Here is a 24,826-nt window from a genome sequence, read left to right on the forward strand (position 1 = left end):
CCTGAAGGCCGGTCACACCGGGTCAGCAGAGGTCACAACACCCCGTTACAGCTGGCCGGCCGGCTCGACGTCGATCACCGGGCAGCGCGTGCCGGAGTAGATCGTGGGCATGCAGCGGTTGCAGTGGATGCAGATGCCCTCGGTGGCGCGGCCGGCGGCCAGCCGGTCGACCAGGTCGGGCTCGCGGAGCAGCGCGCGGCCCATGGCGACGAAGTCGAAGCCGTCCGACATCGCCTGCTCCATGGTGTCGAGGCGGTTGATGCCTCCGAGCTGCATGAGCGGCATCGACAGGGCCGCGCGGAACTGCAGCTGCTTCTCGCGGAAGTAGGCCTCCTCGAACGGGTAGCGCTTGAGGAAGCCCTTGCCCAGCGGCGTCCTCATCCCGAACCGCACCAGGGGCGGCATGGTCGCCGCGAACTCCGACACCGGCGCCTCGCCGCGGAAGAGGTACATCGGGTTCATCAGCGACGAGCCGCCGCTCAGCTGCAGGGCATCCAGGCACCCGTCGGCCTCCAGCATCGCGGCGTACTCCAGTGACTCCGCGGTCGTCACGCCACCCTTGAAGCCGTCGGAGACTGAGATCTTGGCGGTGACCGCGCAGGAGTCGCCGACCTCGTCGCGTACGGCGCGGGCGACCTGGCGGCCCAGGCGCGCCCGGTTGTCGAGGGAGCCGCCCCACCCGTCCTTGCGGCGGTTGAGCCCGGGGGCGAGGAACGACGAGATGAGGTAGCTGTGCGCCATGTGCAGCTCGAGGACGTCGAAGCCGGCGTCGACCAGCGTGCGCGCGGCGGCGACGTAGTCGCGCGTGATGCGGGTCAGGTCGGCCTCACTGGCGGAACGCACCATCTGCATCGACAGCGGGCTGGGCATCCGGCTGGCCGCGAGGGCGTGCACGCCGTTCGATCGGCCGTTGGCGACCGGGCCCGCGTGGCCGACCTGGCCGGCGATCGCCGCGCCTGTCTCGTGGATCGCGTCGACCAACCGGGCCAGGCCGTCGCGGGCCTCGGGGCCGACCACGATCACCTCGCGGTGGGTGCGGCCCTCGGGCGCGACGGCCAGGTAGGCGACGGTCGTGAGCCCGACCCCGCCCCGCGCAGGCGCCAGGTGGTAGTCGATCAGCGCGTCGGTCACCTGGCCGTCCGGGGTCCGTCCCTCGAAGGTCGCGGCCTTCACCGTCCGGTTGCGGAGCCGGACCGGACCGAGCCGGGCAGGGGCGAAGACATCGGGCGTCACGCCCGCAAATCTAGAACACGTTTCAGGTCGCGGAAAGGGCGCGCTGCCGCCGCAGCCAGAGCAGGCCGGCGACCGGGAGGACCGCCGGGACGAACCCGTAGCCGATGCCGAAGTCGGACCACACCGACGCGTCGGGGAACCACTCGGGGCGGACCAGGCTGAGCGTCCCGACCGTGAGCACGCCCGCCAGCTCGACCCACAGCATCACGCTCGCGAAGCCGGTGTGCCCGACCGATGCGCGGCGGATCGCCACCCAGCCCAGCGCGTAGGTGACGGCGGCGCCGAGCGAGAGCCAGTAGGCGACCGGCGCCTCGTCGTACCGCGTGACCAGCTGCACCAGCGACCGGGCGCCCGCGGCGAGCGCGAAGAGGGCGTAACAGGCCAGCAGCACCTGGTGCGGGCCCGACCGGGCGGAGCTCATGCGGTCATTTCCAGGCGTACGGCGATCACGCCGACGGCCACCGCTGCGACCGCGATCACCGCGGACGACCAGGTCGCGCGGTCGCCCTCGACCGACTTCATCGCGATCGGCATCACGCACACCGACGCGAGCAGGTAGCCGACGTACGTCGAGACCGAGTCGGGCCCGTCGCCGCGGAACGCCGTGAGCCCGGCGAGCGCGCGGACCACCAGCAGCAGCTCGAGCATCCACGCCATCTGGTCCAGCCAGGAGGGGCGCTCGCGGCCCCGCAGCGCGACGACCAGGGCGAGGACGAACACGAGGGCGGCGTACCCGACGACGATCCAGGTGACCTGGGTCGAGACGCTCGGCATGGGAGCATCATCGACCATGGCCCTGCGCTCGCCGGACACGGCCCTCGTCGACGCACTGCGCGCTGCCGGCTGCGTCTTCGCGGAGGACGAGGCCCGCGTGCTGCGCGACGCGGCCTCCGACGAGGGCGAGCTCGAGCGGATGCTCGCCGAGCGGGTCGCGGGCGCGCCGCTGGAGATAGTCGTCGGCCACGCGGACTTCTGCGGGCTGCGGATGGCCGTGGCGCCAGGGGTGTTCGTGCCGCGGCGACGCTCGGAGGTGCTGGTGCGGGTCGCCGCCGTGGGACTGGGCCCGGGCGACGTCGCGGTCGACCTGTGCTGCGGCACCGGGGCGCTCGGCGCCGCACTGCTCGACGCCGTGGGCGGTCTGGAGGTGCACGCCGCCGACGTCGACCCGGCCGCGGTCGCCTGCGCCCGGCGCAACCTGCCCCCCGATCAGGTCCACGAAGGCGACCTGTACGCCGCGCTGCCGGCGGACCTTCGCGGTCGGGTGCGCGTGGTCGTCGCGAATGCGCCGTACGTGCCGACCGACGAGATCGCCCTGATGCCGCCCGAGGCGCGCGACCACGAGCACCGGGTGGCGCTCGACGGCGGCGCCGACGGTCTCGACGTGCAGCGCGGCGTGATCGCCGGGGCGCCGGCCTGGCTGGCCCCGGGCGGCCGGGTGCTGGTGGAGACAAGCCGCGGCCAGGCCGGCCGTACCGTCGCGCTCATGGAGGCTGCCGGGCTCACCGCCGACGTCGTCCGTGACGACGAGGTCGACGGGACCGTCGCGATCGGACGCGCACCGTGAGCGGGCTCGCCGCCACCTGGTGGGGACACGCGTCGGCGACCGTCGAGATCGGCGGCGCCCGGGTCGCGACGGACCCGTTGCTGTCCGACCGGCTGCTCCACCTCCGTCGCCACGCGCGGAGCCCCGACGCGGCGGCGTACGACGCGGACGTCGTGCTGCTCTCGCACCTCCACCTCGACCACCTGCACGTGCCGTCGCTGCGACGGTTCCCCGACGACACCGTGGTGTTGGTCGGGCGCGGCGGTGAGCGCCTGCTGCGGTCGCTCGGCGGCGACCGCGTGCGGCCGGTCGTGCCCGGGGACGTCGTCGAGGTCGCCGGCCTGACGGTGGAGGTGCTGCCCGCTACCCACGACGACCGCCGCGGGCCGCACACCCGGATCACCGCGCCGCCCCTCGGGTTCCGGGTCTCGGCCGGGGACCGGTCGTTCTGGTTCCCTGGAGACACCGAGCTCCGCGACGACATGCGCGGAATCGGCCGGGTCGACCTCGCGCTCGTGCCGATCGGCGGCTGGGGACCCACGCTGGAGGACGGCCACATGGACCCCCACGCCGCGGCCGCGGCCGTCGCGCGGGTCGGCGCGGACGTCGCCGTCCCGGTCCACTGGGGGACGTTCTGGCCCTGGGGGCTGCGCCGGGTCGCCCGCGCCAACCACCGCCGCCTGTTCGTCACGCCGGGCGCGCGCTTCGTCGGGGCACTGCACGATGCGTCCCCGACGACACGGGCCGAGCTGGCAAGCCCGGGCGAGCGGGTGACGGTCAGGTGAGCCGCAGCCGCGCCACGATCGGCCGGTGGTCGCTGTTGAAGTCCGGCAGCACCCAGTGCCGCAGCAGCTCCATCCGCCCCGCCTTCCGGGCGGCCCGGTCGACCCACACGTAGTCGATGCGCCGCTCCCGCTCCGGATAGGTCGGCGGGGTCCCCGCCCCGAGCACGCGGTACGACGAGATCGCGACCCGGCCGAGCATCCGGGTGGGGCCGCCGGCAGGCAACCGGCGGGCGTCGGCGCGGGCGTCGAAGTTGAAGTCGCCGGTGCCGACCACCCAGCGGTTGTCGGTGCGACGCCAGGCCTGGGCGATGCGCGCGAGGTGCCGGCGCCCATGCCGGGCGTTCAGGGTCGCGGCCCAGCGACCCGGGGTCGCGTCGTCCTCGATCATCATCGGCAGGTGGGCGTCGAGCACGGTGAGGCGCCGGCCGCTGGCGCGGTGCTCGAGCGTGACCACGGCGATCCGCCGGCCCGCGAACGGGTAGCGGCCCTGGTCGACGTCGACGCCGGGCACGCCGTACACCAGCTTCGACCGGACCAGCCGGAACTTCTCCGCCCGCCACGACACCGCGAGCTCCGAGATCTCGCCGCGCCGCTCGAAGGTCGCGGTGCGCCAGCCGGGCAGCGCCCGGAGCACCGGTCCGAAGTGCTGCGCCTCCTGCCAGCCGACGACGTCGACGGCCGGGTCGGTGGTCAGCCGGCGCGCGTCGGCGCCCGCCTGCTGCGGGGAGAGCAGGCGGAGCATGTTCATGCTCGCCACGCCGATGTCGAGGGCGGGCTCCAGCGGCGCGACGTCCGCGCGTACGACCTGGGGCTCGATCGAGCGCGGCGTGGCCGCCACGCTCACCGTGCTCACCGTGCTCACCGTGGGGCGGGCGCTCGCGGCCGGGCGCGGGGAGGGCTGCTCCTCGGCGACCGCCGGCGCGACCAGCACGCCCAGGACCGTGGCCAGCAGCAGGAGCGGCGGCGGCCCCGCCCACCTGGCGTGCCGTCGCGCACGAGGAATCCGTCCGACCACGCGGCTTCCCCTCCGGCTCGGTCGTTCGACGACAATCACGCTAGCCCCACGAACACCACCCATCACGGAGGCCACGCCGGTCCGCAGGGCCGCTGTCACCGACCGGAGCAGCGATGGGTACCGTCCCGGTGTGACCACCGGACATCCGACGTACGACGAGCTCGCGGCCCTCCCCGCCTACTCCGCGCAGGCGGTGCCGGCGGCGTTCGAGGACATCAACGGCCACCTCAACATCCGGCACTACGTCGGCATCTCGAGCGAGGGCCTCGACGAGTCGCTGGCCGACGTGGGCATCCCGCAGAACTGGCCGAGCATCGCCGGGCAGGGCGTGTTCAGCGCCGAGCACCACATGACCTACCTGTCCGAGCTCCGCACCGGCGACCGGATCTCCGTGCGGGTCCGCATGGCCGGCCGCTCGGCCCGCGCCGCGCACGCGGTCGTCTACCTGCTCGACGACACCCACCAGCGGGTCAGCTACGTGATGGAGGAGATCTTCCTCCACATCGACATGGAGAGCCGCCGCACCGCGGAGTGGCCCGACGACGTCGCGGCCGCGCTCGACAAGCGCATCGCGGAGCAGTCCGACCTCCCCTGGCAGCCGGCGCTCTCGGGCTCGATGGCCCTGCGCTGACCCGACACAACCCGCCCGGATGGACCCGACCGGCCTCCTCGGCACCTGGTCGCTGACCCGCGTGGTCCACGACCACCGCGCCGGCGAGCGCCGCGACGTCAGCGGCACCGCCACCCTCGTGGCCGAGTCCGCGCAGCGGATCCGGTGGTCGGAGGAGGGCACGATGACGTGGCCGGGCCACGAGGTCCCGGTCGAGCGGACGCTGTACGTCGACCTCGGCCCCGACGGCTGGCTCGTGCGCTTCTCCGACGGCCGACCGTTCCACCCGTGGGCGGTCGGGGCGTGGGTCGACCACCCGTGCGCGCCCGACCACTACCGCGGGCTGGTCGAGGTGACCGGCGAACCGGTGGAGACCTGGACGGTGACCTGGGACGCCTCGGGGCCCGAGAAGGACTACCGGATGGTCACGGTGCACACCCGGCAGCACTGAGCGACCGGGCGGCGATCACCTGGGCGGCAGGACGCCGTTGCGCAGCCCCCAGGCGACGGCCTGGGCGCGACTGCTGACGCCGATCTTGCGGTAGGCCGAGCGGATGTAGGTCTTCACCGAGTTGATGCTGATGTAGACCCGGTCGGCGATCTGCTGGTTGCTGAGCCCCTCCGCGATCAGCGCGAGCACCTGCACCTCGCGCTCGCTCAGCGTCGCGGTGACGGAATCCGGGCCGCCGTTCCCGGCCGCGGCCTCCACCATGATCAGGATCTGGTCGACGCCGTCGCGCAGCGGCACCCAGGCGACCGCGCCCGTGCGCTCCAGCAGCACCTCGATCGCCTCGGCTCCCGGCCGATCGGCGTCGTACAGCAGGACGTCGGCCTGCCCGTCGTCGACGACCACGACTCGGCTCGCTCGCGCCGCGAGCATCGTCCGGAGACCCTCCTCGACGGTCTGGTCGGGGCTGGCCACCGCCAGCCTGAGAGGTCGTCCCGGCATGTTCGAATCCTTGCGACCCGGGCACGTCCGGGGCCAACCGGACTCACCACCCGAAGGGGTGAAAGTGCGACAGCCCCTCCCGGTGTCGGGAGGGGCTGTCAGCGGTCGTTCGGGGCGGTACGCCGGCTCACGCGGCGCGACCCAGCTCGCGCTGCGGGCCCGCGACGGTGACGACGACGTCGGCCGGGGTGCCGCGGAGCTCACGGACGGCGACGACGAGGGCGGCGACCGCGGCGGCGGCCACGAGACCCGCGAAGACGAGGAAGGTGTAGCCGAGGGCCACGATGGTGCTGTCGATCTCGAACATGTCGTTCTCCTGGGGTGGCGGGCCCGGGTGCGGTGGGCCCTGATCGGTGGATGTCGGTGTTCCGACAGCACCCACCGTGCTCCCGCCCTCTTGAGGTCGACTGGAACCTGACTGGGAACGTGCTACCGGTCGATCGTGAACCGGCCCGCGAAGGCCCGTAGCGGGAGGTCGGCGCTCGTGACGATGCCGGGGTCCGCCTCGACCACCGCACCGATCGCGTTCAGCGCCGGCATCCCGGTCACCGTCATGCCGATCGCCGCGAACGCCTCGACCGAGGAGAAGTCGGTGCCCGGCTTCGGGAGGATCAGGTGCTTGCTGTGGATGACCGGGTCGCCCTGGATCCTCGTGATGTAGCAGCCCTGGATGTCCCACCGCGGCTCGGTCTTCGGGGTCATCTGCCACTCGAGGTGCAGCTCGACGCGCGGGACGCCGTCGACCTTGCCGACGTACCGGAAGGCGCTGCCGCCGACCGACCCCTTCGGCAGCCGGAACCAGCCGAGATCGACGTCCTCGGTGCAGGCGCCCAGCTCGTACTCGAAGTCGACGCTGTCGAGCTCGATGCCCAGGCAGTCCGCCATCAGGTGCACGCCGTCGCCGAAGACCCGCGTGCCCATCTCCAGCAGCCGCGGCACCTCGGGGTCGTCGACCGGCATGCCGTAGCCGCAGTTGCGCCAGGTGTCGACCGAGTGGTGGCAGGAGACGTCGACGGACTCGATGCAGGTGACGTTCTCGATGTCGGTGACGTCGGCGGAGTGGACGATCGTGAGGATCTGCGCGAGTCCCGGGTTCATGCCAGTGCCGTAGAACGTCGAGCCGCCGCGCTCGCACGCCGCCGCGATCACGTCGGACTCGGTGCGGCCCGAGGGGTGCGGGTGGTTGGCGTCGCGGTGGTGGCCGGTGACGAAGTCGGCGGTCGTGACGATGTCGATCCCGGCCTCGAGCACGCGCTCGTAGAGGTCGACGTCGGGCCACACTCCGTGGAACGTCAGCACGTCGGGCCGCGCGGCGAGGATCTCCTCGACCGTCCCGGTGGCGACCACCCCGATCGGCCCGATGCCCGCGATCTCGCCGGCGTCGCGGCCGACCTTCTCCGGCGTGTAGCAGTGCAGGCCCACCAGCTCGAGGTCCGGCTGGCGCTGCAGCCGCCTCACCATCTCGATGCCGACGTTGCCGGTGGCCACCTGGAACACCCGGATCCTGTCCATGAACGCTCCTGAGACTTTCGTAGAGGGCTCGATGAAACTAGCATCCCCCGCATGCGCTTCGCAGTGGTCACGGCGTTCCTCCCGGTCGAGGAGATCGCGCCGATCGCCGTGGCGGCGGACGAGCTCGGCTACCACGGCCTGACGATCGCCGACCACGTCGTCGACCTCGAGACGCTCGCGACGCCGTACCCCTACGAGGAGAGCGGCCGCCGCCGCTGGGACCACGACTGCGCCTGGCCGGACCCGTGGGTGCTCGTCGGGTCGCTCGCGCCGGTCACGACGCGCCTGCGCTTCTTCACCTCGATCTACGTCGCCGCGCTGCGCAGCCCGTTCCAGGTCGCGAAGTCGGTCGGCACGGCCGCGTTGCTCGCCGGCGGCCGGGTGGCGCTCGGCGTCGGCGTCGGCTGGTGCCGCGAGGAGTTCGAGCTGCTCGGCCAGGACTTCGGCAACCGCGGCGCCCGCACCGACGAGGCCCTCGAGCTGATCCAGGACCTGTGGCAGCCCGGCTGGACGTCGTACGACGGCGCGCGGATGGTCATGAAGCCGGAGCCGGGCCGGGTGCCGATCCTGGTCGGCGGGCTGTCGGACGTCGCGCTGCGCCGGGCCGCGCGCCACGACGGCTGGGTCGGCGACGTGTGCACGACCGACGAGGCCATCGCGACCGCGCGGCGACTCGAGGACCTGCGCGACGAGGCCGGCGCCGACGGGCCGTTCGAGGTGATCCCGGCCCTGAGCGACGCGCTGCTGCCCGACGACTTCATACGCGCCCGGGACGGCGGCGTCACCGAGGTGATGACCGCGCCGTGGATGTACTACTTCGGCCGGCGCGCGGCGCTGGAGCAGAAGCTCGAGGGACTCCAGCGCTTCCGCGACGACGTCCTGGTGCACGTGTCATGACCGCCGGAGCCGACCAGCACCGTCGCAACCGGCGCGGCGACGCGACCCGCGCGCGGATGCTGGCCGCCGCCCTCGAGTGCCTGGCGACCGGCGACCCCGACGCGGTGTCGGCCAACCACGTGGCCAAGCGCGCGGGGGCGACCTGGGGCGCGGTGAAGTACCAGTTCGGCGATGTCGACGGGCTGTGGGCCGCCGTGCTCGACCACCTCGAGGAGCGCCGCGGCGGGCCGCTCTCCTTCCCCGGCTCGGCCGATCAGGGCGTCGAGGAGCGCGTCGACCAGATCGTCACGACGCTGTGGCGCGGCCTCGACCTGCCCGACGCCCGGGCGGTCGACACTCTGCGGATGGCGCTCCCGCGCGAGCGCGGCGAGCTGGAGCAGAAGCTGCCCCGCACCGCCGCCGCCCTCGCCTCGTGGCAGGCGAGCTGGGTCGAGACCTGTCAGGGGGCGTTCGCCGACCTCGGGCTCGACCCCGACCGGGTGCGCGAGGTCGCGGCGCTCATCCCCGGTGCGATGCGCGGCCTGAAGTCCGAGGCGCACCTCTCGACGTACTCCGACCTCGACCTCGCTCGCCGCGGCCTGACGGCTGCGATCGCCGCGTATCTCGGAGGTGCCCGCCCATGAACGGCACTATCCACCCGCACCTGCTCTCCCCCGGCCGGATCGGCACGATGGAGCTGCGCAACCGCATCGTGATGTCGCCGATGGAGACGATGTACGGCACGCCCGAGGGACTGCCGTCCGACCGCACCATCGCCTACTTCGCGGCCCGCGCCGCCGGCGGCGTCGGCCTGGTCACCGTGGGCGCGACCGGCGTCGACCCGCAACACCCGGAGACGCCCGGCGGCCTGCACCTCGGCACCGACGAGGCGGTGCCCGCGCACCACCGGCTCGTCGAGGCGGTGCACGAGCACGGCGCCCGCATCCAGCCGCAGATCGTGCACGCCGGGCCCGACGGCCTCGGCCCGGAGATGTACGGCGTGGACTCGCTCGGCCCGTCGGTGATCCCGTCGTACCTCACCGGCCGCCCGTCGCTCGAGGCCACGAAGGAGCAGATCTCGGGGGTCATCGACCTGATCCGCGCCGCGGTGGTGCGGGCGCGGGAGGCGGGGTACGACGGCGTCGAGCTGCACGCCGCCCACGGCTACATGTTCCTCGGGTCCTTCCTGGCGCCGCAGCGCAACCGGCGGGGCGACCGCTACCGCGGCACGTCGGTGGAGGGCCGCGTCAGGGTGGTCCTCGAGGCGCTCGCGGCGATCCGGTCGGAGGTCGGCCCGGACTTCCCGGTCACGCTGCGGATCTCCGGCTACGAGCGGGTTGCCGGCGGGCGGCCGTCGTACGAGACCGCCCTGGTCGCGCCGCTGCTCGCCGAGGCCGGCGTCGACGCGTTCCACGTCAGCGGCGGGGTGATCGACCGGCTGGTCACGCAGATGGTCAACGGTGCGGCGTACGGCGACGGGCTCAACGTCGCCGCGGCCCAGGCGGTGCGCGAGGTGGTGGACGTGCCGGTCATCGCCGTCGGGCGGCTGCACGACCCCGACCTCGCCGAGCAGGTGCTCGCGGACGGCCGCGCCGACTTCGTCGCGATGGGGCGCCCGCTGCTCGCCGACCCCGACCTTCCGCGCAAGCTCGCCACCGGCGCGCGGGTACGGCGGTGCATCTCGTGCGAGAACTGCATCGACTCCCTCGAGGAGCGGCTCGCGACCGACTGCGCGATCAACCCGCTGACCGGGCGGGAGCTCGAGCTGCTGCCGGTCCCGCTCGTCGGGACGCGGCGCCACGTCGTCGTGGTCGGGGGCGGCCCGGGCGGCCTGGAGTCGGCCCGGCGGGCCGCCGCGCAGGGTCATCGGGTGACGCTGCTGGAGACGACGGACCGGCTCGGCGGGCGGTTCCGGGCCGCCGCCCTGGTGCATCCGGACAACGCGCTCTTCCTCGACTGGCTGCTGGCCGAGGTCGCCGCCGCCGACGTCGACGTGCGGCTGGACGCGATCGGGAAGCCCGAGACGGTCGCGGCGCTCGAGCCGGACGCGGTCGTCGTCGCCAACGGCGCGATGCGGTTCATGCCCGAGGACGGCATGGACCGACCGCACGTCACGACCGCGGGCGAGGTGCTCATGGGCCGGCACGTCGGCCGTCGGGTCTGCATCGTCGGCGGCTCGCTGCCCGGCGTCGCCGTCGCCGGACACCTCGCCGCGGCCGGACACCTGGTGTCGCTGCTCGAGGCGGGACCCGCCCTCGCGCCGGAGGTCGGGCTCAAGCGCCGCACCGAGGAGCTCGACGCCCTCGACCGGCTCGGGGTCGCCGTCCACGTCGGGGCCGCGGTCGATCGGTACACCGACGACGGCCTGGTCTTCACGCCCCAGGGCGGCCGGCCCCGGGAGCTGCGCGCCGACACGATCGCTGTGACCGGCTGGTTCGAGCCGAACCTGCGCCTGCGCGACGCGATCGCCACCGCGCTGCCCGGCGTCGACCTGTACGCCGTCGGCGACTGCCGCGGCTACGGCCTGGTGCGCCAGGCGACGGAGGATGCCGCACGCGCGACCTTCGCCATCGGAGAGAGGAGCCGGGCGTGAGCATCGGCGGGTTCATCCACGACGACATCCCGACCGCCGAGGTCGACCGGCTCGAGGCGGCGTACGGTCCGCTGGCGGCGGCGGTCCGCGAGCTCGTGGACGCGACGATCCGCACGACGGTGCCGGAGGACGAGGTGCGCGCGGCACAGGCGGAGGTCGAGGCGCTGGTCACCCGGCTGCGCGCGCGGCAGCTGCCCGGACCCGCGGGCGTGCGCTTCAACTCCGAGGCGCGGTCGTGGAGCTGGGGCAACGCGGTGATCGGCCTGCGCAACGCGATCGCCCCGCCGCTGCAGATCGTGCACCCCGGACCCGGCCGGGCGTACGCCGCGGTCACGGTCGGCGCGGCGTACGAAGGTCCGCCGGGCCTCGTGCACGGCGGCGTCGCCGCGATGCTGCTCGACCACATCATGGGCGAGACGGCGAGCTCCGGCTTCAGCCGGGTGACCTTCACCGGCACCCTGACGATGACCTACCGCCGCGGCACGCCGCTCGGCGACCTGCGCCTCGAGTCGCACATCGACCGCGAGGAGGGCCGCAAGGTCTGGGTGGTCGCGTCGATCTCCGACAGCGAGGGGGTCACGGTCGAGGCCGAGGGCGTCTTCATCGTGCCGGCGTGGGCGGCCGGCTCATAGAACCTGTTCCACTTTTGGCCGCGGCGCCCTACAGTCCCGCCATGGCCCAGTACTCCCGCGCGGAGCTCGAGTCCGCGTTCCAGGACTACCAGGACGAGGTCGACCGGATCGCCGGCAGCGGCGACTGGTCCCGCTTCGCCGACCTGTTCACCGAGGACGCGACCTACAAGGAGCACGCGTACGGCGACTTCACCGGGCGGGAGGAGATCCGCAGCTGGATCACCCGGACGATGGCGGACTTCCCGGGCAGCGAGATGCCGCACTTCCCGATCGCCTGGCACGTCGTCGACGAGGAGCGCGGCCGCATCGTCTGCGAGGTCTACAACGCCCTGCACGACCCCGGCGACGGCGCGGACCACGGCGCCAGCAACCTCACGATCCTGACCTACGGCGGCGACGGGCTCTGGTCCTGCGAGGAGGACGTCTACAACCCGGCGACGTTCCTGCGGGCGACCAAGCGGTGGTGCCGGGTCGCCCGCGACCACGGGCGGATGACACCCCAGGCCGAGGCCTGGCTGGGGATGTTCGGCGGCTGAGCGCCTCGGGTCAGGCGCGCTCGGGCTTCGGGATCGTCAGCGCGACGAGGGCGCCGGCCACGGCGGCCGCAGTGGCGACGAGGAAGCACACCTTGAAGGCGTCCTCCGACGGCACCGACGTGCCGCTGATCGTCAGGCCGGTGAGCACGGCCGCCATCACGGCCGAGGCGACGGTGGTGCCGACCGAGCGCATCAGCGCGTTGATGCCGACGGCGGAGGCGGCCTCGTGCATGGGTACGGCGTCCATGATCAGGGTGGGCATCGCGGCGTACCCGATGCCGACGCCCGCCGAGCAGACCAGCGACGCGACGAGCACCTGCCACGGCGCGCTCATCAGGAAGAACGACATCAGGTAGCCCGCGCCGAGCACCAGCGCGCCGGCGGCGAGGGCGTACTTCGCGCCGAAGGTGCGCATGATCCAGCTCGAGACCGGCGCCAGGGCCAGCATCATCAGGCCGCCGGGGGCCATCCAGAGGCCGGCCGCCAGGATCGACTGCTCGAGCCCGTAGCCCGTCGACGCCGGCATCTGCAGCAGCTGCGGGAAGACGATCGCCTGCGTCATCATGCCGAACCCGACGGCGAGGCCGGCGATGTTGGTGAGCAGCACCGGGCGGCGGGCGGTGACGCGCAGGTCGCACAGCGGGTCGCGGCGGCGCAGCTCGTAGCGACCCCAGACGAGCAGCACGACCACGCCGACGGCGATGCACGCGACGGTGCGGCCGGAGCCCCAGCCCCAGTCGTTGCCCTTCGTGACGCCGACCAGCGTCGCGACGAGACCGACCGCGAGACCCACGGCGCCACCGAAGTCGAACCTGCCGTCGTGGGCGTCGTGGACGTGCGGCACCAGGAACCAGCTGCCGAGGCCGACGACGACCGCGAGGCCGGTCGCGACCCAGAAGAGCGCGTGCCAGTCGCCGCTCTCGGCGATCCAGGCGGACAGCGGGAGGCCGATGGCGCCGCCGACACCGAGCGTCGCGCTCATCGCGGCGACCGCCGTGGTCGCCATGGCCGGCGGCACGATCTCGCGCATCAGGCTGATGCCGACCGGGACGAAGCCCATCGCCAGGCCCTGCAGGGTCCGGCCGGCGAGCACCGGGACGAGGCTGGAGGAGAGGGCGCACGCCAGCGAGCCGGCGAGAAGAAGGACGGAGCTGCCGACCAGCACCCGCTGCTTGCCGAAGAGGTCGGCGAGGCGGCCGGCGATCGGCATCGCCACGGCGGCGCCGAGCAGCGTCGCCGTCACCACCCACGAGGCGTTCGACGGCGTGGTGCCGAGGAAGCGGGGCAGCTCGGGCTGGATCGGGATGACCAGCGTCTGCATCAGCGAGACGCTCATGCCGCTGAAGCACAGGAAGATCACCGTCAGCATCGCTGTACGACGTCCCTGGTCGACCAGCGGCTCGACCTCGTCCGCGGTCCTGATCGTGTCGGTCACTCTTCCTCCGTCTCTGGCGGCCCGTGATGAAGGGCCGACGTGCATCATACATATGTACGATGCACACGCAGGGTAGGCTCCGTCACACCCATCGCCGGGGCACCGCGAAGCGAGGAGAGGACATGGCCGGGAAGGTCGGCTCGAAGAGGTCGCAGGCGTCGCTGCTCCACGACCTCGCCGACGAGCTGCTGCGCTTCAGCAAGCGGCGGCACGCCAACGTCGAGGGCACCGAGCTCGACACCTCCGCGTTCAAGCTGCTGTGGGTCCTCTCCGATGAGCGGCCGCGCACCCTGCGCGAGCTCGCCGAGGAGCTCGACCTCGAGCTCTCCACGATCAACCGCCAGGTCAACGCCGCCGTCCGTGCCGGTTTCCTCGAGCGGTTCTCGGTGCCGGACGGCCCCAGCAAGCCCGTGCGCCCGACCGCCGAGGGGCGCCGGCTCTACGAGCACGACTCCGCGGTGCACGCCGACCTGCTCCGGTCGGTGCTCGCCGAGATGGGCGCCGACCCCGCCCGCGAGCTGATCCACGGCCTGCGCGCCTTCAACGACGCCTACGAGCGGCGTACGCCGCGGCGCCGTCGCGACTGATCTCACGCACCCGCCCGGTTGCCGTCGCCCCCGCGCCGCGCCGTAGGCTCGGGGGGCCATGAACTCGACGCCCCCTCCCGTCAGCACTCCGGAGCTCGCCAGCCTCGACCGCGACCTCGGGTCCGACGGCGCCTCGGTCATCCGCTCCCTCGCCGCGCTCCTGCACGACGAGGGCCGCGTCAGCGACGTCGACGTGTTCGTCGACGCGGTGATGGCGCGGGAGGCCCTGGGCTCGACCGTGCTGCCGGGCGGCATCGCGATGCCCCACGCGCGCAGCCACGCCGCGACCTCGCCGTCGATCGCGATCGCGCGGCTGCCCGAGCCCGTGTCGTTCTCGGCGGGCACCGATCCGGTGCGCCTCGTGCTGCTGATCGCGGCGCCCGGCGACGACTCGCAGGGCTACCTCGCACTGCTGCAGAAGATCGCGACCGCGGCCGTGAAGCAGGTCTTCGTCTCCGACCTCGCCGAGGCCCGGACGCCGGAGCAGCTGGCCGACCTCGTCCGCTCGGCGGTCGCGAAGCGCTGAGCCTCCTCCGGGGGCCTCGCCGGGGATCAGCCCTCGCGCTCGAGCACGAAGTAGTAGTGGCGCCCCTCGTGGCGCACGCCCTTGCCGTTCATCACGCCCAGCAGGGTGTCGTCGTCGACGGCCTTGAAGTGATCGATCACCGGCTGCCCGTCGTACACCATCGATGCCGTCACCTCGCCACGGAACTCGATGTCCCACAGCGACGCGAGGCCGCGGCCGAGGTCGGCGTTGGAGAACAGCTCGCCGTCCTCCCCACGGCAGATGAGCGGGTGCGCCTCACGCACCGAGTCGAAGCGCTTGCCGTGCCACCCCGAGGACGCGAGCATCGCGTGCACCGGGTGGTCGGTCTCGAAGTCCGAGCCGCGCCAGGCCCCGAGGACGTCGGCCGCGCGCACGGGCGCGCAGTCGGCCCACAGCGCGTCGAGGTCGGCGGCCGACACCTCGCTCGCGGCCTGGAACGCGGCGAGCCGCTCCCGCAGCCCGCTGGTCGTGCCTGTCCCTGCGGTCATCGTTGCCTCCTGGCTCGTCGGTAGGTCAGTAGCTGCGCGGCAGGCCGAGCATCTGCGTGCCGATGTGGGCGAGGATCAGCTCCTCGGCGACCGGGATGTTCTTGCCGATGCGACTGTCCCGGAAGAGCCGCTCGATCGGGTACTCCTTCGAGTAGGCCATCCCGCCGAAGGTCTGGAACGCGCGGTCCGATGCCTCCCAGGCGACCTGCGCCGCGGTGAGCTTGGCGATGTTGGTCTCGTTGCCGCAGGGCCGGCCGCGATCGAAGAGCCAAGCCGCCTTGTAGGTCATCAGCCGCGCCAGCTCGACCTTCGCCTTGAGCTGGGCGAGCGGGAACTGGATGCCCTGGTTGGCGCCGATCGGGCGGCCGAAGACCTCGCGCTCGGTCGCGTACCCCGCGGCCAGGCCGAGCGCGACCTCCGCGCTCCCGACGCCACCGGCCGCGGCGAGGATGCGCTCGGGGTTGAGGACGTCCCAGAGCACCGGGAAGCCCCGGTCGACCTCGCCGACGACGTACGAGAGCGGCGTGCGGACGTCGTCGAGGAAGACCTGGCTCGAGGTGACGATGTTGCCGCCCAGCTTGGGGATCGGCGCATAGCTGAGGGTGCCGTCGGCGAGCGCCTGCGGCACGTCGACGAGGGCGATGGTGAAGCCGGCGGTGCGGGAGCCCAGTCGCTCCTTGGCCTCCGCGGCGGGCGTGGTGCGTGCGACCACCAGCATCCAGCGGGCGTTCTCGACGCCGGAGATCCAGGTCTTCTGGCCGCGGATCACGAGCTCGTCGCCGTCGATGCGGGCGGGGGTGGCGATCTCGACGGCGTTGGAGCCGGCGTCGGGCTCGGTCAGCGCCATGCAGAACTGGGTGTCGCCGGTCGCGACCCCCGGCAGGATCTGCCGCTGCTGCTCGGCGGTGCCGTGCCGCGCCAGCGTCATCGCGCCGAAGCCCGGCGTCAGGATGTAGAGGAACGTGCCGGCGGTGCCGCCGGACGCCGCGAGGGTCTCGCACGCGATCGCGAGCTCGAGCATGCCCGCGCCGCCCCCGCCGTGCTCCTCGGGCACGCACAGCCCGATCCAGCCGCCGTCGGCGAGGTCGCGCCACGCCTCGGCCGGGAAGCGGTGCTCCTCCTCGCAGCGGGACCAGTAGGCGTGGTCGTACTTCGCCGCGACCGCGGCGACACCGTCGCGGACGGCCAGCGCCGCCTCCGGGAGGTCGAAGTCCATGCCGCGACCCTAGAACCCTTGTTGGCAGATTGCCAACAAGGGTTCTAGGGTGGAGCCATGACGGCCACGATCGACCGCCGACGGCAGGAGCGCGACGTACCCGTGCCGGCGGGCTTCGAGCCCAGGCGCCACCTCTCCGGCCTCGGCGCCCAGCTCGCGGGTCCCGCCAACGTGATCCTCCAGCTGAGCTGGCCGGGAGTCGGGTACGGCGTGATGAACAGCCGGGTGCACGACGGCTCCGCGATGCTCCACCCGTGGAAGCGGGCACGCACGACGTTCACCTACCTCGCGGTGTCGATGCTCGGCACCGACACCGAGCGGGCGACGTACCGCCGCGCGGTGAACGGGCAGCACGCCCAGGTCGTCTCGCGGCCCGAGGAGCCCGTGCAGTACCGCGCGATGGACCCGCGGCTGCAGACCTGGGTCGCGGCCTGCCTCTACTACGGCACCCGCGACATCATCGAGAAGATGCACGGCCCCATGCCCGAAGCCGAGGCCGACGCCCTCTACGCCCACTGCGCGCGGTTCGGAACCACGCTGCAGATGCCGGCCGACGCGTGGCCCGCGACGCGGGCCGAGTTCGACGCCTACTGGGAGGAGTCGCTCGCCGAGGTCCGGATCGACCCGGCCGTCCGCGACTTCCTGCTCCGGCTGACCCTGCTGCAGAACTTCCCGAAGCCGCTGCAGCGGCTGGGCCCGTGGAACCTCTTCGTCACCACCGGCTTCCTGCCGCCGGCGTTCCGCGAGGCGATGGGGCTGCCCTGGAACGACGCCCAGCAGGCCCGCTTCGACAGGCTGATGCGCCGCGCCGGCCGCGTCGAGCGCGCCCTGCCCACGTCCTTGAAGATCTTCCCGTTCAACGCACTCCTCGCCGACCTGCGGTTGCGCATCCGGTACGACCGTCCGCTCGTCTGAGTAGCCCGGTCAGGGGGTATCCGCGCGGCACCTGTTCGCGGATGCTGGACGTGGCGCGACCACTCACGGCCGCGACAACCAGCCCGGGAGGTCCGTCGTGAAGGTCCCACTCCGACCCGCTGCCTGGGTCGCAGGCAGCATCCTGACGCTGATGGTCGGCGCCGCCGCCCCGGCGTCGGCCGAGACCGTCGTCCGCGACGACCCCACCGGCGACGCGCCAGAACGCATCGACGTCACCCGCGCCCGGTACACGCACACGGACGACCAGATCCGGGTCGTCGCCCGCGTGCCGGAGCTCGGCGACGCCGGCACCGCGGCCCTCAGCATCAGCCGGTTCGGGATCTTCGAGGCCGGGTACGTCGTCCAGATCAGGAAGCGCCCCGACGAGCAGCCCCGCGCCCGGCTCCTCTTCTTCAACCACTTCGACTTCGAACCGCGTCGGTGCGCCGACGTCTCGGGCACCTGGGGTCAGCGACGGGTGACGCTGGTGGTCGACCGGTCCTGCCTGACCGGCCACGCACGTCGGCACGTGTTCGCCCAGTTCGGCATCCAGCACGGGCAGCAGGTCGACCGAGCGTCGGCGGTCCGGCGGCTGGCGAGGTCCTGACGGCGACGAAGGGAGTCCGACATGCGAGTCGCCACCTGGAACCTGGAGAACCTCTTCGCGCCCGGGGTCACCGACGCCGCACCGACCACTCTGGACGCCTACCAGGCGAAGCTCGCATCGCTCGCGGAGACCATCGCGGGCATCGACCCGGACGTCGTCGCCGTCCAGGAGGTCGGGCCGCCACCGGTCCTCGACGACCTCGCCGCCGCCGTCAGCGCGCTCATCGGCGGGACCTGGCACCACGAGGTCGCCGCACCGGACGACCGCGGGATCAGGTGCGGCCTCCTCTCCCGCCACGTCCTGGGCGACGTCGACCAGGTCACCGACTTCCCCGCCGGCCTCGGCCCGGTCAAGGTCAACGACTCCGGGCGGACCCTCACGACGCTCGGCCGGCCCGGGCTGCACGCCACCATCGAGGACGACGGCCGCACGGTCCACGTGATCTCGGTGCACCTGAAGTCGAAGCTGCTGACGTTCACTGGCGGCCGGTTCTCCACGAAGGACGAGGACGAGCGCGCCCGGTACGCCGTGTACGCGGTGCACCGGCGGGCTGCGGAGGCGGCCGGCGTCCGCGCGTACGCGACGGAGCTCCTCGACCAGGGCGGCGGCCAGGTGCCCGCCGTCGTGGTCGCCGGGGACCTCAACGACGACGTCCTGGCCGCCACGACCCAGATCCTGCTGGGACCGCCCGGGTCCGAGATCGGCACCGGTGGGTTCGAGCCGCCCGACCAGGGCGACGCGCAGCGCCTGTGGAACCTCGCCCCGCTCATCCCGGTCGACGACCGGTACTCCCGTGTCTACCGAGGCCGCAAGGAGCTCATCGACCACATCCTGGTGTCGCACCCGCTCTCGCGCGCCGTGACGGCCGTTGCCGCCGGGCCGGCGCCGAGCCCGTCCATCACCGACAACCCGAACACGCGACGCGACGAGCCCGGGTCCGACCACCGCCCGGTGTACGCCGACTTCGCCTGAGGACCTCGCCCGACGTCAGGGGCGGGTGCCGGAGACGACGAGCATCTCGCAGGGGCCGACGAAGCCGTCCGCGGTCTCGAACTCGCTCAGCGCCTCCTCGATCTCCGCCCAGGCGGCCTTCCGCTCGTCGGAACCGACCGAGGACAGCATCTGGTGGAGCGCCCCGAAGGACTCCTGCTCGAACCGGACGCACTCCGCCGCACTGGACATCCGGACCGGCGACGGCATCGCGGTGACGGTCACGTCGACCAGGCCGGCCGCGGCGTACGCCTCCTTGGCGACGCCGGGGGCCCCGAGGCTGAACGGCCCGGGCTGCCCCGGCGCCGGCGCCGGCAGGCCGGCCACCCGGCGGATGATGCCGACCGGCACCGAGAAGAACCCGTTGCGGTCGGCGGTCGAGTACACGACCGACGACAGGCGTCCGCCGGGGCGCAGGGTCCGGCAGATCTCCGTCAAGGCCCGGTGCTGGTCCGGGAAGTAGATCAGGCCGACCCGAGAGATGGCGGCGTCGAAGCCGGCGTCCGGCACGCCCGAGAGGTCCTCGCCGTCGGCCTCCAGGGTCGCGACGTTCCCGAGTCCCGCGCGAGCGGCCTCCGCCGCGGCGTACTCCAGGATCGCCGGCGAGATGTCGGTGGCGAGGACGTGCCCTCCGGGCCCGACCCGTCTCGCCGCGGCGAGGGTCTGCCCGCCCGCGCCGGCCGCGACGTCCAGGACCCGGCCACCGGGCCCGATCCGCGCGTCGTCGAGCATCCGCTCGGTGGCGGACCCGAGCCAGTCCTCGATGGCGGACCCCCACCGGTGCCACGCGGACGCGGCGGACTCCCACTGCGCGCGGGTGGTGGTCTTGAAGGCGATCGGGTCGAAGGTCGTGGTCATGGCGTGCTCCTGGGTGTCGGACGTTGGCTGGCCACCCGAGCGTCGTCCGCGGCCGGCAGATCCGGACAGAACGAGAACTGGACCTGCCCGGGACAACTTCTGGACTGCGGCGCGGTCGGAGTCGACACTGACGAGATGAAGGACTACGTCCAGTACTGCCCGGTGGCACTGGCCAGCTCGGTGCTGGCGGAGCGGTGGACGCCGCTGATCGTGCGGGAGCTGGTGCTGGGCGGCCGGAGGTTCAACGAGATCGACCGGGGCCTGCCCGGCATCTCACGCTCGCTGCTGAAGCAGCGCCTCGACCACCTCGAGCGCAAGGGCGTCGTCACCCGGGTCGAGCTGCCTCGCGGCGGCGGCCACGAGTACCGGCTCACGCCCGCCGGTCGCGACCTCGAGCGCGTGATCATGGCGGTGGGCGAATGGGCGGTGCGCTGGATGTTCAGCGAGCCCGAGCCGCGCGAGGTCGACCCGGTGACGCTGACCTGGTGGATGTCGCGGCGGGTGGTCGTCGACGCACTGCCGGACCAGCGCACCGTCATCCAGTTCGAGTACGGCGGCGACGCCCCGATGCGGATCTGGCTCGTCATCGAGAAGCCCGAGACCTCGGTCTGCACGGACCCGCCCGGGTTCGACGTCGACCTCGTCGTGGGCACCGACCCCGTCGACCTGATGCGGGTGTTCTCCGGGATCACGACCTACCACGACGCGGTCGTCGGCGGGACGCTCACGGTCGCCGGCCCGCCACGCCTGGCCCGCGAGCTCCCGCACTGGTTCGCCTGGAGCCCGTTCGCTCCCGCCGTCCGGGAACGGCTGGGCACCGGTCAGCCCTGATCCTGCCTCGCCCGGGCACGGTGGGCCGCGGCCTTCACCCGGCTCTGGCAGCGAGGCGAGCAGAACCGCCGGCCCCCGTTGCGCGAGGAGTCGACGTAGACCCGGTCACAGGGCGAGGCCGAGCACACGCCGATCCGTCCGGCCAGCCCGGAGCCGATCGCCATCGCCAACCCGACGGCGACGCCCGCCCCCCAGCCGACCACCAGGCCGGCGTCACTGCCGTGGAAGTGCAGGGTCCACCCGCCCTCGGCGGCGGGATCCAGACGGGGCCGGGTGCCGAACTCGTCGAGCATCTCGTTGACCACGGCGACCGCCGAGGCGGTGTCGGACCGGTCGGTCGCCTCGAAGACGGACCGCAGCCGCGTCGCCATCACCACGAACTCGTCGCCCTCGCGTCGCGAGACCGCGGGTCGGTAGTCGTCACGGCGCAGCACGGCCCCCACCGCCGCAGCCGGGTCCTCCGGCACCGCGTGCGGATGCCCGCCGTCGTACCCCGGCGTGAGCGCGTTCACCAGCCCGCACGTCACGTCGGTCAGGACCCGGACGTGACTGTCGAAGTGGAGTTGACCAGTCACGGCCACTGGATCTAGGTTGCCATCCATGACTGCCATGGTGCCATTGACCAGTCACGCGCGGTGGCCCCGTGCCGTGGTGGCGCTCGTCGCGGCGCGGGCGGTCAACCAGATCGGCGCGTTCGCGCTGTCGTTCCTCACGATCGCCCTCGTCGAGGTCCACGGCGCCGCCCTCACCACCGCCGGCTGGGTGGTCGCTCTCTTCGGGCTGGCGACCATCCCGTCCCGGCTGCTCGGTGGCTGGCTCACCGCCCGGATCGGCCACCGGCCGACGATCGTGACAGGCCTCGTCGGTTGCGCGCTGGCGCTGGTCGTCATCGCGACCTCACCCGGCCTCGGTGGCGCTGCCGTGGGGGCACTGTTGCTCGGCCTGGCGTTCGAGATCTACGAGCCACCGTCCCAGGCGCTGCTGGCCGATCTCGTGCCACCCGAGCGCCGACCCGAGGCGTTCGGCCTGCTCGGCGCCGCCCTCGCGGCAGCGGCGGTCGCCGCCGGAGCTCTCGCCGCGCTCCTCGGGGGCGTCGACCTCCGCCTGCTCTTCGTCGCCGACGCCGTCAGCTGCGTCGCGGCCGCGATCCTGGTGCTGGTTCTCGTCGAGGAGCCCCACGCGGCGGCGCCCGCGCCCGGCCCGAGATCGGTGTCCGGCCATCGTCCGTGGCGCGATCGGCGGCTCCTCTTGATGCTGGCAGCCGGGACCGGGAACGCGCTCGTCTGGACCTTCGCCACCACGACGCTCCCGGTCACCGTCGTCGCGCGCGGGCACGAGCCCGCGTTCACCGGCTGGCTGCTGGCCCTCTCGGCTCTCGTCACGATCGCCGGCCAGCGGCTGCTGCGCACCGCGGCGTTCGCACCGTTCCGGATGATCGCGCTCGGACTGGTCGCCGTCGCCGTCGGCTTCGCCGCTCTGGCGTACGCCGGCGGCGTGGTCGCGCTCGCCGCCGGAGCGGCGCTCGTCGCGCTCGGCCAGGTCTTCCTGCTCGGGCCGCCCTTCGCGATCGTGGCCGGGCTGGCCGAGCGGAGCTCGCGCGCGGCGTACCTGGCCGCCTTCGGCATCTCGTGGGGCATCGCCCAGACGGCGGGACCGGTGATCTCGACCCATCTGCTCGAGGTCAGCCTCCCCGGAGCCTGGCTGGCCGGCGCCGCGCTCTGCGCCGTGCTGGCGGCCATTCAGCCCCTGGTCGCGCGTGCGGTGGCTACCGATGATTCGGGCGGTGTGGTCCGGTCCGTACGCCCGTGAAGCTCCTGCTGACGTCCGGAGGGGTCACGAACCCCAGCATCCGCGAGGCCCTGGTCGGCCTGCTCGGCAAGCCGATCGCCGAGTCCCGCGCCCTCTGCATCCCGACCGCGTCGTACGGCCACCCGATGTGCACGCCCGAGTCGACCTGGCGGTTCGTCGCCGGCCAGTCGCCGGCCCCGACGTCCGACCTCGGCTGGAGGTCGGTGGGCGTCCTCGAGCTCACCGCGCTCGCCAGCATCGGGACGGAGCGGTGGGTCCCGTGGGTGCGGGAGGCCGACGTCCTGCTGGTCGACGGCGGCGACGCGACGTACCTCTGCCACTGGATGCGCGAGTCCGGGCTGGCCGACCTGCTGCCGTCGCTGGACGACCAGGTCTGGGTGGGCGTCAGCGCCGGGAGCATGGTGATGACGCCCCGGATCGGGGACGACTTCGTCGAGTGGGCGTCGGCTCCGGACGACCGCACGCTCGGCGTCGTGGACTTCTCGATCTTCCCGCACCTCGACGTCTTCCCGGCCAACACCATGGCCGCCGCCGAGCGGTGGGCGGCCGGCATCGGCGTCCCGGCGTACGTCATGGACGACCAGACCGCGGTCGTCGTGACCGACGGTCGGGTCGAGGTCGTCTCCGAGGGCAGCTGGAAGCTGCTGCCTGCCTAGCGGACGCGCAGCCTCCGCAGCAGCCGCAGCTGCTTGTTGCCGAGCTCGACGAACCTCTCCAGCGGCATGCTCGGCGGCGGGCCGAGGGGCAGCACCCGCTGGGTCGCGACGGTCTGGGACTCGGTGTACTTGCGGATGCCCTCGGCGCCGTGGCGACGGCCGAGGCCGGAGTCGCCCATGCCGCCCATGCCCGCCTCGATGGAGCCGGCGGCGGCCGCGGCGCCGTCGTTGATGTTCACCGAGCCGGCGCGGATCCGCTGCGCCATCCGGGCGGCGGTGCCGGTGTCGCGGCTCCAGATGCTGGCCGAGAGGCCGTAGCTGCCCTCGTTGGCGCGCGCGATCGCCTCGGCATCGGAGGCGACGCGGTAGAGCGAGATCACGGGCCCGAAGGTCTCCTCGAGGCACACGGGCATGTCGGGGGTCACTCCGGTGAGCACGGTGGGCTCGTGCACGAGCGGGCCGAGGTCGGGCCGGTGGCGTCCGCCCACCAGCACCGTGGCTCCGGCCGCGACCGCCTCGTCGACGTGACGGCGTACGACGTCGAGCTGGTCCTGGCTCGCGAGCGACCCGACGTCGACCGAGTAGTCGAAGGCCTGGCCGAGGCGCAGCGCCGCGACGCCGGCGACCAGCGCCGAGGCGAAGGCGTCGTGGACGTCGTCGTGCACGAGCACCCGCTCGACGTGGATGCACATCTGGCCGGAGTTGGCGAACGCCGCCGCGATGCAGCCGGCGGCGGCCTTCTCGACGTCGGCGTCGGCGCGGACGACGAGCGGGTTCTTGCCGCCGAGCTCGAGGCTGGCGGCGATCAGCCGCTCCCCCGCGCGGGTTCCGACGCGACGCCCGGTCGCGGTCGACCCGGTGAAGCAGATGTGGTCGACGTGGTCGACCAGGGCGTTGCCGACACGCGAGCCCGGGCCGACCACGACGTGCCACAGGTCGGCCGGCAGCCCCGCCTCCGCCATCCGCTCGCGCGCCCACAGCAGGGTGAGCGCGGTCTGGCTGTCGGCCTTGCTCACCACGCCGTTGCCGGCGAGCAGCGCCGGGAGCACGTCGCCGACCGCGAGGTAGAGCGGGTAGTTCCACGGCGAGATCACGCCGACGACGCCCTTCGGCACCCGCACCTCGCGAACCTTCGTCAGTCCCGGCATCGCGCCGCGCACCTTGTTGTCGGAGAGGTACGACGCGCCGTGCCGCGCGTAGTGCCGCGCGATGTTGGCGACCTGGAGGATCTCCTGCCAGGCGCTGAACCGGTTCTTGCCCATCTCCCACTGGATCAGGTCGAGCACCTCGTCCTGGTGCTCGACGAGCAGGTCGTGGAAGCGCAGCACGACCTCCGCGCGAGCGGCGTACGGCAGCACGGCCCAGGCCCGCTGGGCGATCCGCGCCGACGCGACGGCGGCGGCGACGTCGTCCTCGGTGCTCGCGGGGACCGGGACGATCGGCCGGCCGTCGTACGGCGCGATCGCGACCACCGGCTCGGCGCCGCCGTCGGGGTCGCGGAAGACGTGGCGCAGCAGCCGGTCGAGGACGGCGTCGTCGACCCAGGACGGTCGGACGGACGGGACGACGGGGGTCGGGCGTTCGGCGGTGGCGGTCATCGGGG

General features: G+C 73.2%; 30 protein-coding genes. 17 read left to right on the top strand and 13 right to left on the bottom strand.

Annotated elements, in window-relative coordinates; genetic code table 11:
* Positions 1-45: 45 nt before the first annotated feature.
* Genes ACFQQI_RS21130 through ACFQQI_RS21140 form a run of 3 tightly spaced genes read right to left on the bottom strand, consistent with a single transcriptional unit; the run spans position 46 to position 2,007 of the window.
* Positions 46-1,233, bottom strand: coding sequence for an NADH:flavin oxidoreductase (locus tag ACFQQI_RS21130; RefSeq protein ID WP_378568268.1), 1,188 nt, complete (start codon positions 1,231-1,233; stop codon positions 46-48).
* A gap of 22 nt (positions 1,234-1,255) precedes the next feature.
* Positions 1,256-1,654: a hypothetical protein gene (locus ACFQQI_RS21135; protein WP_378568270.1), complete on the bottom strand. Its 399-nt coding sequence runs from the start codon at positions 1,652-1,654 to the stop codon at positions 1,256-1,258.
* Entirely contained in the window at positions 1,651-2,007 is a 357-nt protein-coding gene (locus tag ACFQQI_RS21140) for a hypothetical protein (RefSeq protein ID WP_378568272.1), read from the bottom strand. Before ACFQQI_RS21140 ends, ACFQQI_RS21135 begins: the two co-directional genes overlap by 4 nt.
* Between ACFQQI_RS21140 and ACFQQI_RS21145 the strand changes: the two genes are divergently transcribed.
* Together ACFQQI_RS21145 and ACFQQI_RS21150 are read left to right on the top strand one after the other, a co-directional pair.
* Positions 2,006-2,797: a putative protein N(5)-glutamine methyltransferase gene (locus ACFQQI_RS21145; RefSeq protein ID WP_378568274.1), complete on the top strand. Its 792-nt coding sequence runs from the start codon at positions 2,006-2,008 to the stop codon at positions 2,795-2,797. The two genes, ACFQQI_RS21140 and ACFQQI_RS21145, sit on opposite strands and share 2 nt — an antisense overlap.
* Complete coding sequence (locus ACFQQI_RS21150; protein WP_378568276.1) at positions 2,794-3,561, top strand: MBL fold metallo-hydrolase; 768 nt, start codon at positions 2,794-2,796, stop codon at positions 3,559-3,561. Before ACFQQI_RS21145 ends, ACFQQI_RS21150 begins: the two co-directional genes overlap by 4 nt.
* Here ACFQQI_RS21150 and ACFQQI_RS21155 read toward each other — a convergent pair.
* Complete coding sequence (locus ACFQQI_RS21155) at positions 3,554-4,576, bottom strand: hypothetical protein (protein WP_378568278.1); 1,023 nt, start codon at positions 4,574-4,576, stop codon at positions 3,554-3,556. The genes ACFQQI_RS21150 and ACFQQI_RS21155 overlap by 8 nt on opposite strands.
* A 130-nt stretch (positions 4,577-4,706) precedes the next feature.
* Here ACFQQI_RS21155 and ACFQQI_RS21160 point away from each other — a divergent pair, with 130 nt between their 5' ends.
* Positions 4,707-5,207: a thioesterase family protein gene (locus tag ACFQQI_RS21160; RefSeq protein WP_378568280.1), complete on the top strand. Its 501-nt coding sequence runs from the start codon at positions 4,707-4,709 to the stop codon at positions 5,205-5,207.
* Positions 5,208-5,226: 19 nt separating this feature from the next.
* Entirely contained in the window at positions 5,227-5,637 is a 411-nt protein-coding gene (locus tag ACFQQI_RS21165) for a DUF6314 family protein (protein ID WP_378568282.1), read from the top strand.
* 15 nt (positions 5,638-5,652) lie between these two features.
* Here ACFQQI_RS21165 and ACFQQI_RS21170 read toward each other — a convergent pair whose 3' ends face one another.
* From ACFQQI_RS21170 to ACFQQI_RS21180, 3 genes are all read right to left on the bottom strand, one after another.
* A complete protein-coding gene (locus ACFQQI_RS21170) occupies positions 5,653-6,135 on the bottom strand; it encodes a response regulator transcription factor (RefSeq protein WP_378568284.1) in 483 nt (160 codons plus the stop codon).
* A gap of 127 nt (positions 6,136-6,262) precedes the next feature.
* Positions 6,263-6,442, bottom strand: a complete 180-nt coding sequence (locus ACFQQI_RS21175) for a hypothetical protein (RefSeq protein ID WP_378568286.1) — start codon at positions 6,440-6,442, stop codon at positions 6,263-6,265.
* Between the two features lie 122 nt (positions 6,443-6,564).
* Positions 6,565-7,647 carry a hypothetical protein gene (locus ACFQQI_RS21180; RefSeq protein ID WP_378568288.1) on the bottom strand — a complete coding sequence of 361 codons (1,083 nt, stop codon included), beginning with the start codon at positions 7,645-7,647 and terminating at the stop codon, positions 6,565-6,567.
* Between the two features lie 51 nt (positions 7,648-7,698).
* Between ACFQQI_RS21180 and ACFQQI_RS21185 the strand changes: the two genes are divergently transcribed.
* Genes ACFQQI_RS21185 through ACFQQI_RS21205 form a run of 5 tightly spaced genes read left to right on the top strand, consistent with a single transcriptional unit; the run spans position 7,699 to position 12,284 of the window.
* The gene (locus ACFQQI_RS21185; protein WP_378568290.1) at positions 7,699-8,544 is read left to right on the top strand and encodes a TIGR03619 family F420-dependent LLM class oxidoreductase; all 846 of its coding nucleotides are present in this window, start codon (positions 7,699-7,701) and stop codon (positions 8,542-8,544) included.
* Positions 8,541-9,167 carry a TetR/AcrR family transcriptional regulator gene (locus tag ACFQQI_RS21190; protein WP_378568292.1) on the top strand — a complete coding sequence of 209 codons (627 nt, stop codon included), beginning with the start codon at positions 8,541-8,543 and terminating at the stop codon, positions 9,165-9,167. Before ACFQQI_RS21185 ends, ACFQQI_RS21190 begins: the two co-directional genes overlap by 4 nt.
* Entirely contained in the window at positions 9,164-11,116 is a 1,953-nt protein-coding gene (locus ACFQQI_RS21195) for an FAD-dependent oxidoreductase (protein ID WP_378568294.1), read from the top strand. Before ACFQQI_RS21190 ends, ACFQQI_RS21195 begins: the two co-directional genes overlap by 4 nt.
* Positions 11,113-11,748: a PaaI family thioesterase gene (locus tag ACFQQI_RS21200; protein WP_378568296.1), complete on the top strand. Its 636-nt coding sequence runs from the start codon at positions 11,113-11,115 to the stop codon at positions 11,746-11,748. The genes ACFQQI_RS21195 and ACFQQI_RS21200 overlap by 4 nt, the downstream gene beginning before the upstream one ends.
* Before the next feature lie 41 nt (positions 11,749-11,789).
* Entirely contained in the window at positions 11,790-12,284 is a 495-nt protein-coding gene (locus ACFQQI_RS21205) for a nuclear transport factor 2 family protein (RefSeq protein ID WP_378568298.1), read from the top strand.
* Positions 12,285-12,294: 10 nt separating this feature from the next.
* Here ACFQQI_RS21205 and ACFQQI_RS21210 read toward each other — a convergent pair whose 3' ends face one another.
* Positions 12,295-13,719, bottom strand: coding sequence for an MFS transporter (locus ACFQQI_RS21210; protein WP_378568300.1), 1,425 nt, complete (start codon positions 13,717-13,719; stop codon positions 12,295-12,297).
* A gap of 122 nt (positions 13,720-13,841) precedes the next feature.
* On the opposite strand from ACFQQI_RS21210, the gene ACFQQI_RS21215 reads away from it, so the two are divergent.
* Positions 13,842-14,306, top strand: coding sequence for a MarR family winged helix-turn-helix transcriptional regulator (locus ACFQQI_RS21215; RefSeq protein WP_378568302.1), 465 nt, complete (start codon positions 13,842-13,844; stop codon positions 14,304-14,306).
* A 58-nt stretch (positions 14,307-14,364) separates the two neighbouring features.
* A complete protein-coding gene (locus ACFQQI_RS21220) occupies positions 14,365-14,832 on the top strand; it encodes a PTS sugar transporter subunit IIA (protein ID WP_378568304.1) in 468 nt (155 codons plus the stop codon).
* Between the two features lie 26 nt (positions 14,833-14,858).
* Here the strand turns inward: ACFQQI_RS21220 and ACFQQI_RS21225 are convergent, their stop codons facing one another.
* Together ACFQQI_RS21225 and ACFQQI_RS21230 are read right to left on the bottom strand one after the other, a co-directional pair.
* Complete coding sequence (locus ACFQQI_RS21225; protein ID WP_378568306.1) at positions 14,859-15,341, bottom strand: DUF4334 domain-containing protein; 483 nt, start codon at positions 15,339-15,341, stop codon at positions 14,859-14,861.
* Positions 15,342-15,366: 25 nt separating this feature from the next.
* Positions 15,367-16,557 (bottom strand): acyl-CoA dehydrogenase family protein, encoded by a 1,191-nt coding sequence (locus ACFQQI_RS21230; RefSeq protein ID WP_378568308.1) that lies wholly within the window; start codon positions 16,555-16,557, stop codon positions 15,367-15,369.
* Between the two features lie 57 nt (positions 16,558-16,614).
* Here ACFQQI_RS21230 and ACFQQI_RS21235 point away from each other — a divergent pair, with 57 nt between their 5' ends.
* The 3 genes from ACFQQI_RS21235 to ACFQQI_RS21245 all read left to right on the top strand — a co-directional run bounded on the left by ACFQQI_RS21235 (position 16,615) and on the right by ACFQQI_RS21245 (position 19,051).
* Complete coding sequence (locus ACFQQI_RS21235; RefSeq protein WP_378568310.1) at positions 16,615-17,472, top strand: oxygenase MpaB family protein; 858 nt, start codon at positions 16,615-16,617, stop codon at positions 17,470-17,472.
* A 97-nt stretch (positions 17,473-17,569) separates the two neighbouring features.
* Complete coding sequence (locus tag ACFQQI_RS21240; protein ID WP_378568312.1) at positions 17,570-18,079, top strand: hypothetical protein; 510 nt, start codon at positions 17,570-17,572, stop codon at positions 18,077-18,079.
* Between the two features lie 21 nt (positions 18,080-18,100).
* The gene (locus ACFQQI_RS21245) at positions 18,101-19,051 is read left to right on the top strand and encodes an endonuclease/exonuclease/phosphatase family protein (protein WP_378568314.1); all 951 of its coding nucleotides are present in this window, start codon (positions 18,101-18,103) and stop codon (positions 19,049-19,051) included.
* A 15-nt stretch (positions 19,052-19,066) separates the two neighbouring features.
* Here ACFQQI_RS21245 and ACFQQI_RS21250 read toward each other — a convergent pair whose 3' ends face one another.
* Positions 19,067-19,927 (bottom strand): class I SAM-dependent methyltransferase, encoded by an 861-nt coding sequence (locus ACFQQI_RS21250; RefSeq protein WP_378568316.1) that lies wholly within the window; start codon positions 19,925-19,927, stop codon positions 19,067-19,069.
* Positions 19,928-20,062: 135 nt separating this feature from the next.
* Here ACFQQI_RS21250 and ACFQQI_RS21255 point away from each other — a divergent pair, with 135 nt between their 5' ends.
* Entirely contained in the window at positions 20,063-20,758 is a 696-nt protein-coding gene (locus ACFQQI_RS21255; RefSeq protein WP_378568318.1) for a winged helix-turn-helix transcriptional regulator, read from the top strand.
* Here the strand turns inward: ACFQQI_RS21255 and ACFQQI_RS21260 are convergent.
* The gene (locus ACFQQI_RS21260; RefSeq protein WP_378568320.1) at positions 20,749-21,333 is read right to left on the bottom strand and encodes a CGNR zinc finger domain-containing protein; all 585 of its coding nucleotides are present in this window, start codon (positions 21,331-21,333) and stop codon (positions 20,749-20,751) included. The two genes, ACFQQI_RS21255 and ACFQQI_RS21260, sit on opposite strands and share 10 nt — an antisense overlap.
* 25 nt (positions 21,334-21,358) lie before the next feature.
* Here ACFQQI_RS21260 and ACFQQI_RS21265 point away from each other — a divergent pair, with 25 nt between their 5' ends.
* Together ACFQQI_RS21265 and ACFQQI_RS21270 are read left to right on the top strand one after the other, a co-directional pair.
* The gene (locus tag ACFQQI_RS21265; RefSeq protein ID WP_378568322.1) at positions 21,359-22,567 is read left to right on the top strand and encodes an MFS transporter; all 1,209 of its coding nucleotides are present in this window, start codon (positions 21,359-21,361) and stop codon (positions 22,565-22,567) included.
* Complete coding sequence (locus tag ACFQQI_RS21270) at positions 22,564-23,223, top strand: Type 1 glutamine amidotransferase-like domain-containing protein (protein ID WP_378568324.1); 660 nt, start codon at positions 22,564-22,566, stop codon at positions 23,221-23,223. The genes ACFQQI_RS21265 and ACFQQI_RS21270 overlap by 4 nt, the downstream gene beginning before the upstream one ends.
* Here ACFQQI_RS21270 and ACFQQI_RS21275 read toward each other — a convergent pair.
* On the bottom strand, positions 23,220-24,821 hold the full coding sequence (locus ACFQQI_RS21275; RefSeq protein WP_378568326.1) for a succinic semialdehyde dehydrogenase: 1,602 nt from the start codon (positions 24,819-24,821) through the stop codon (positions 23,220-23,222). The genes ACFQQI_RS21270 and ACFQQI_RS21275 overlap by 4 nt on opposite strands.
* Between the last annotated feature and the right edge of the window lie 5 nt (positions 24,822-24,826).

This window comes from Nocardioides sp. GCM10030259 (assembly GCF_042666375.1).
Taxonomy (GTDB): Bacteria; Actinomycetota; Actinomycetes; order Propionibacteriales; family Nocardioidaceae; genus Nocardioides.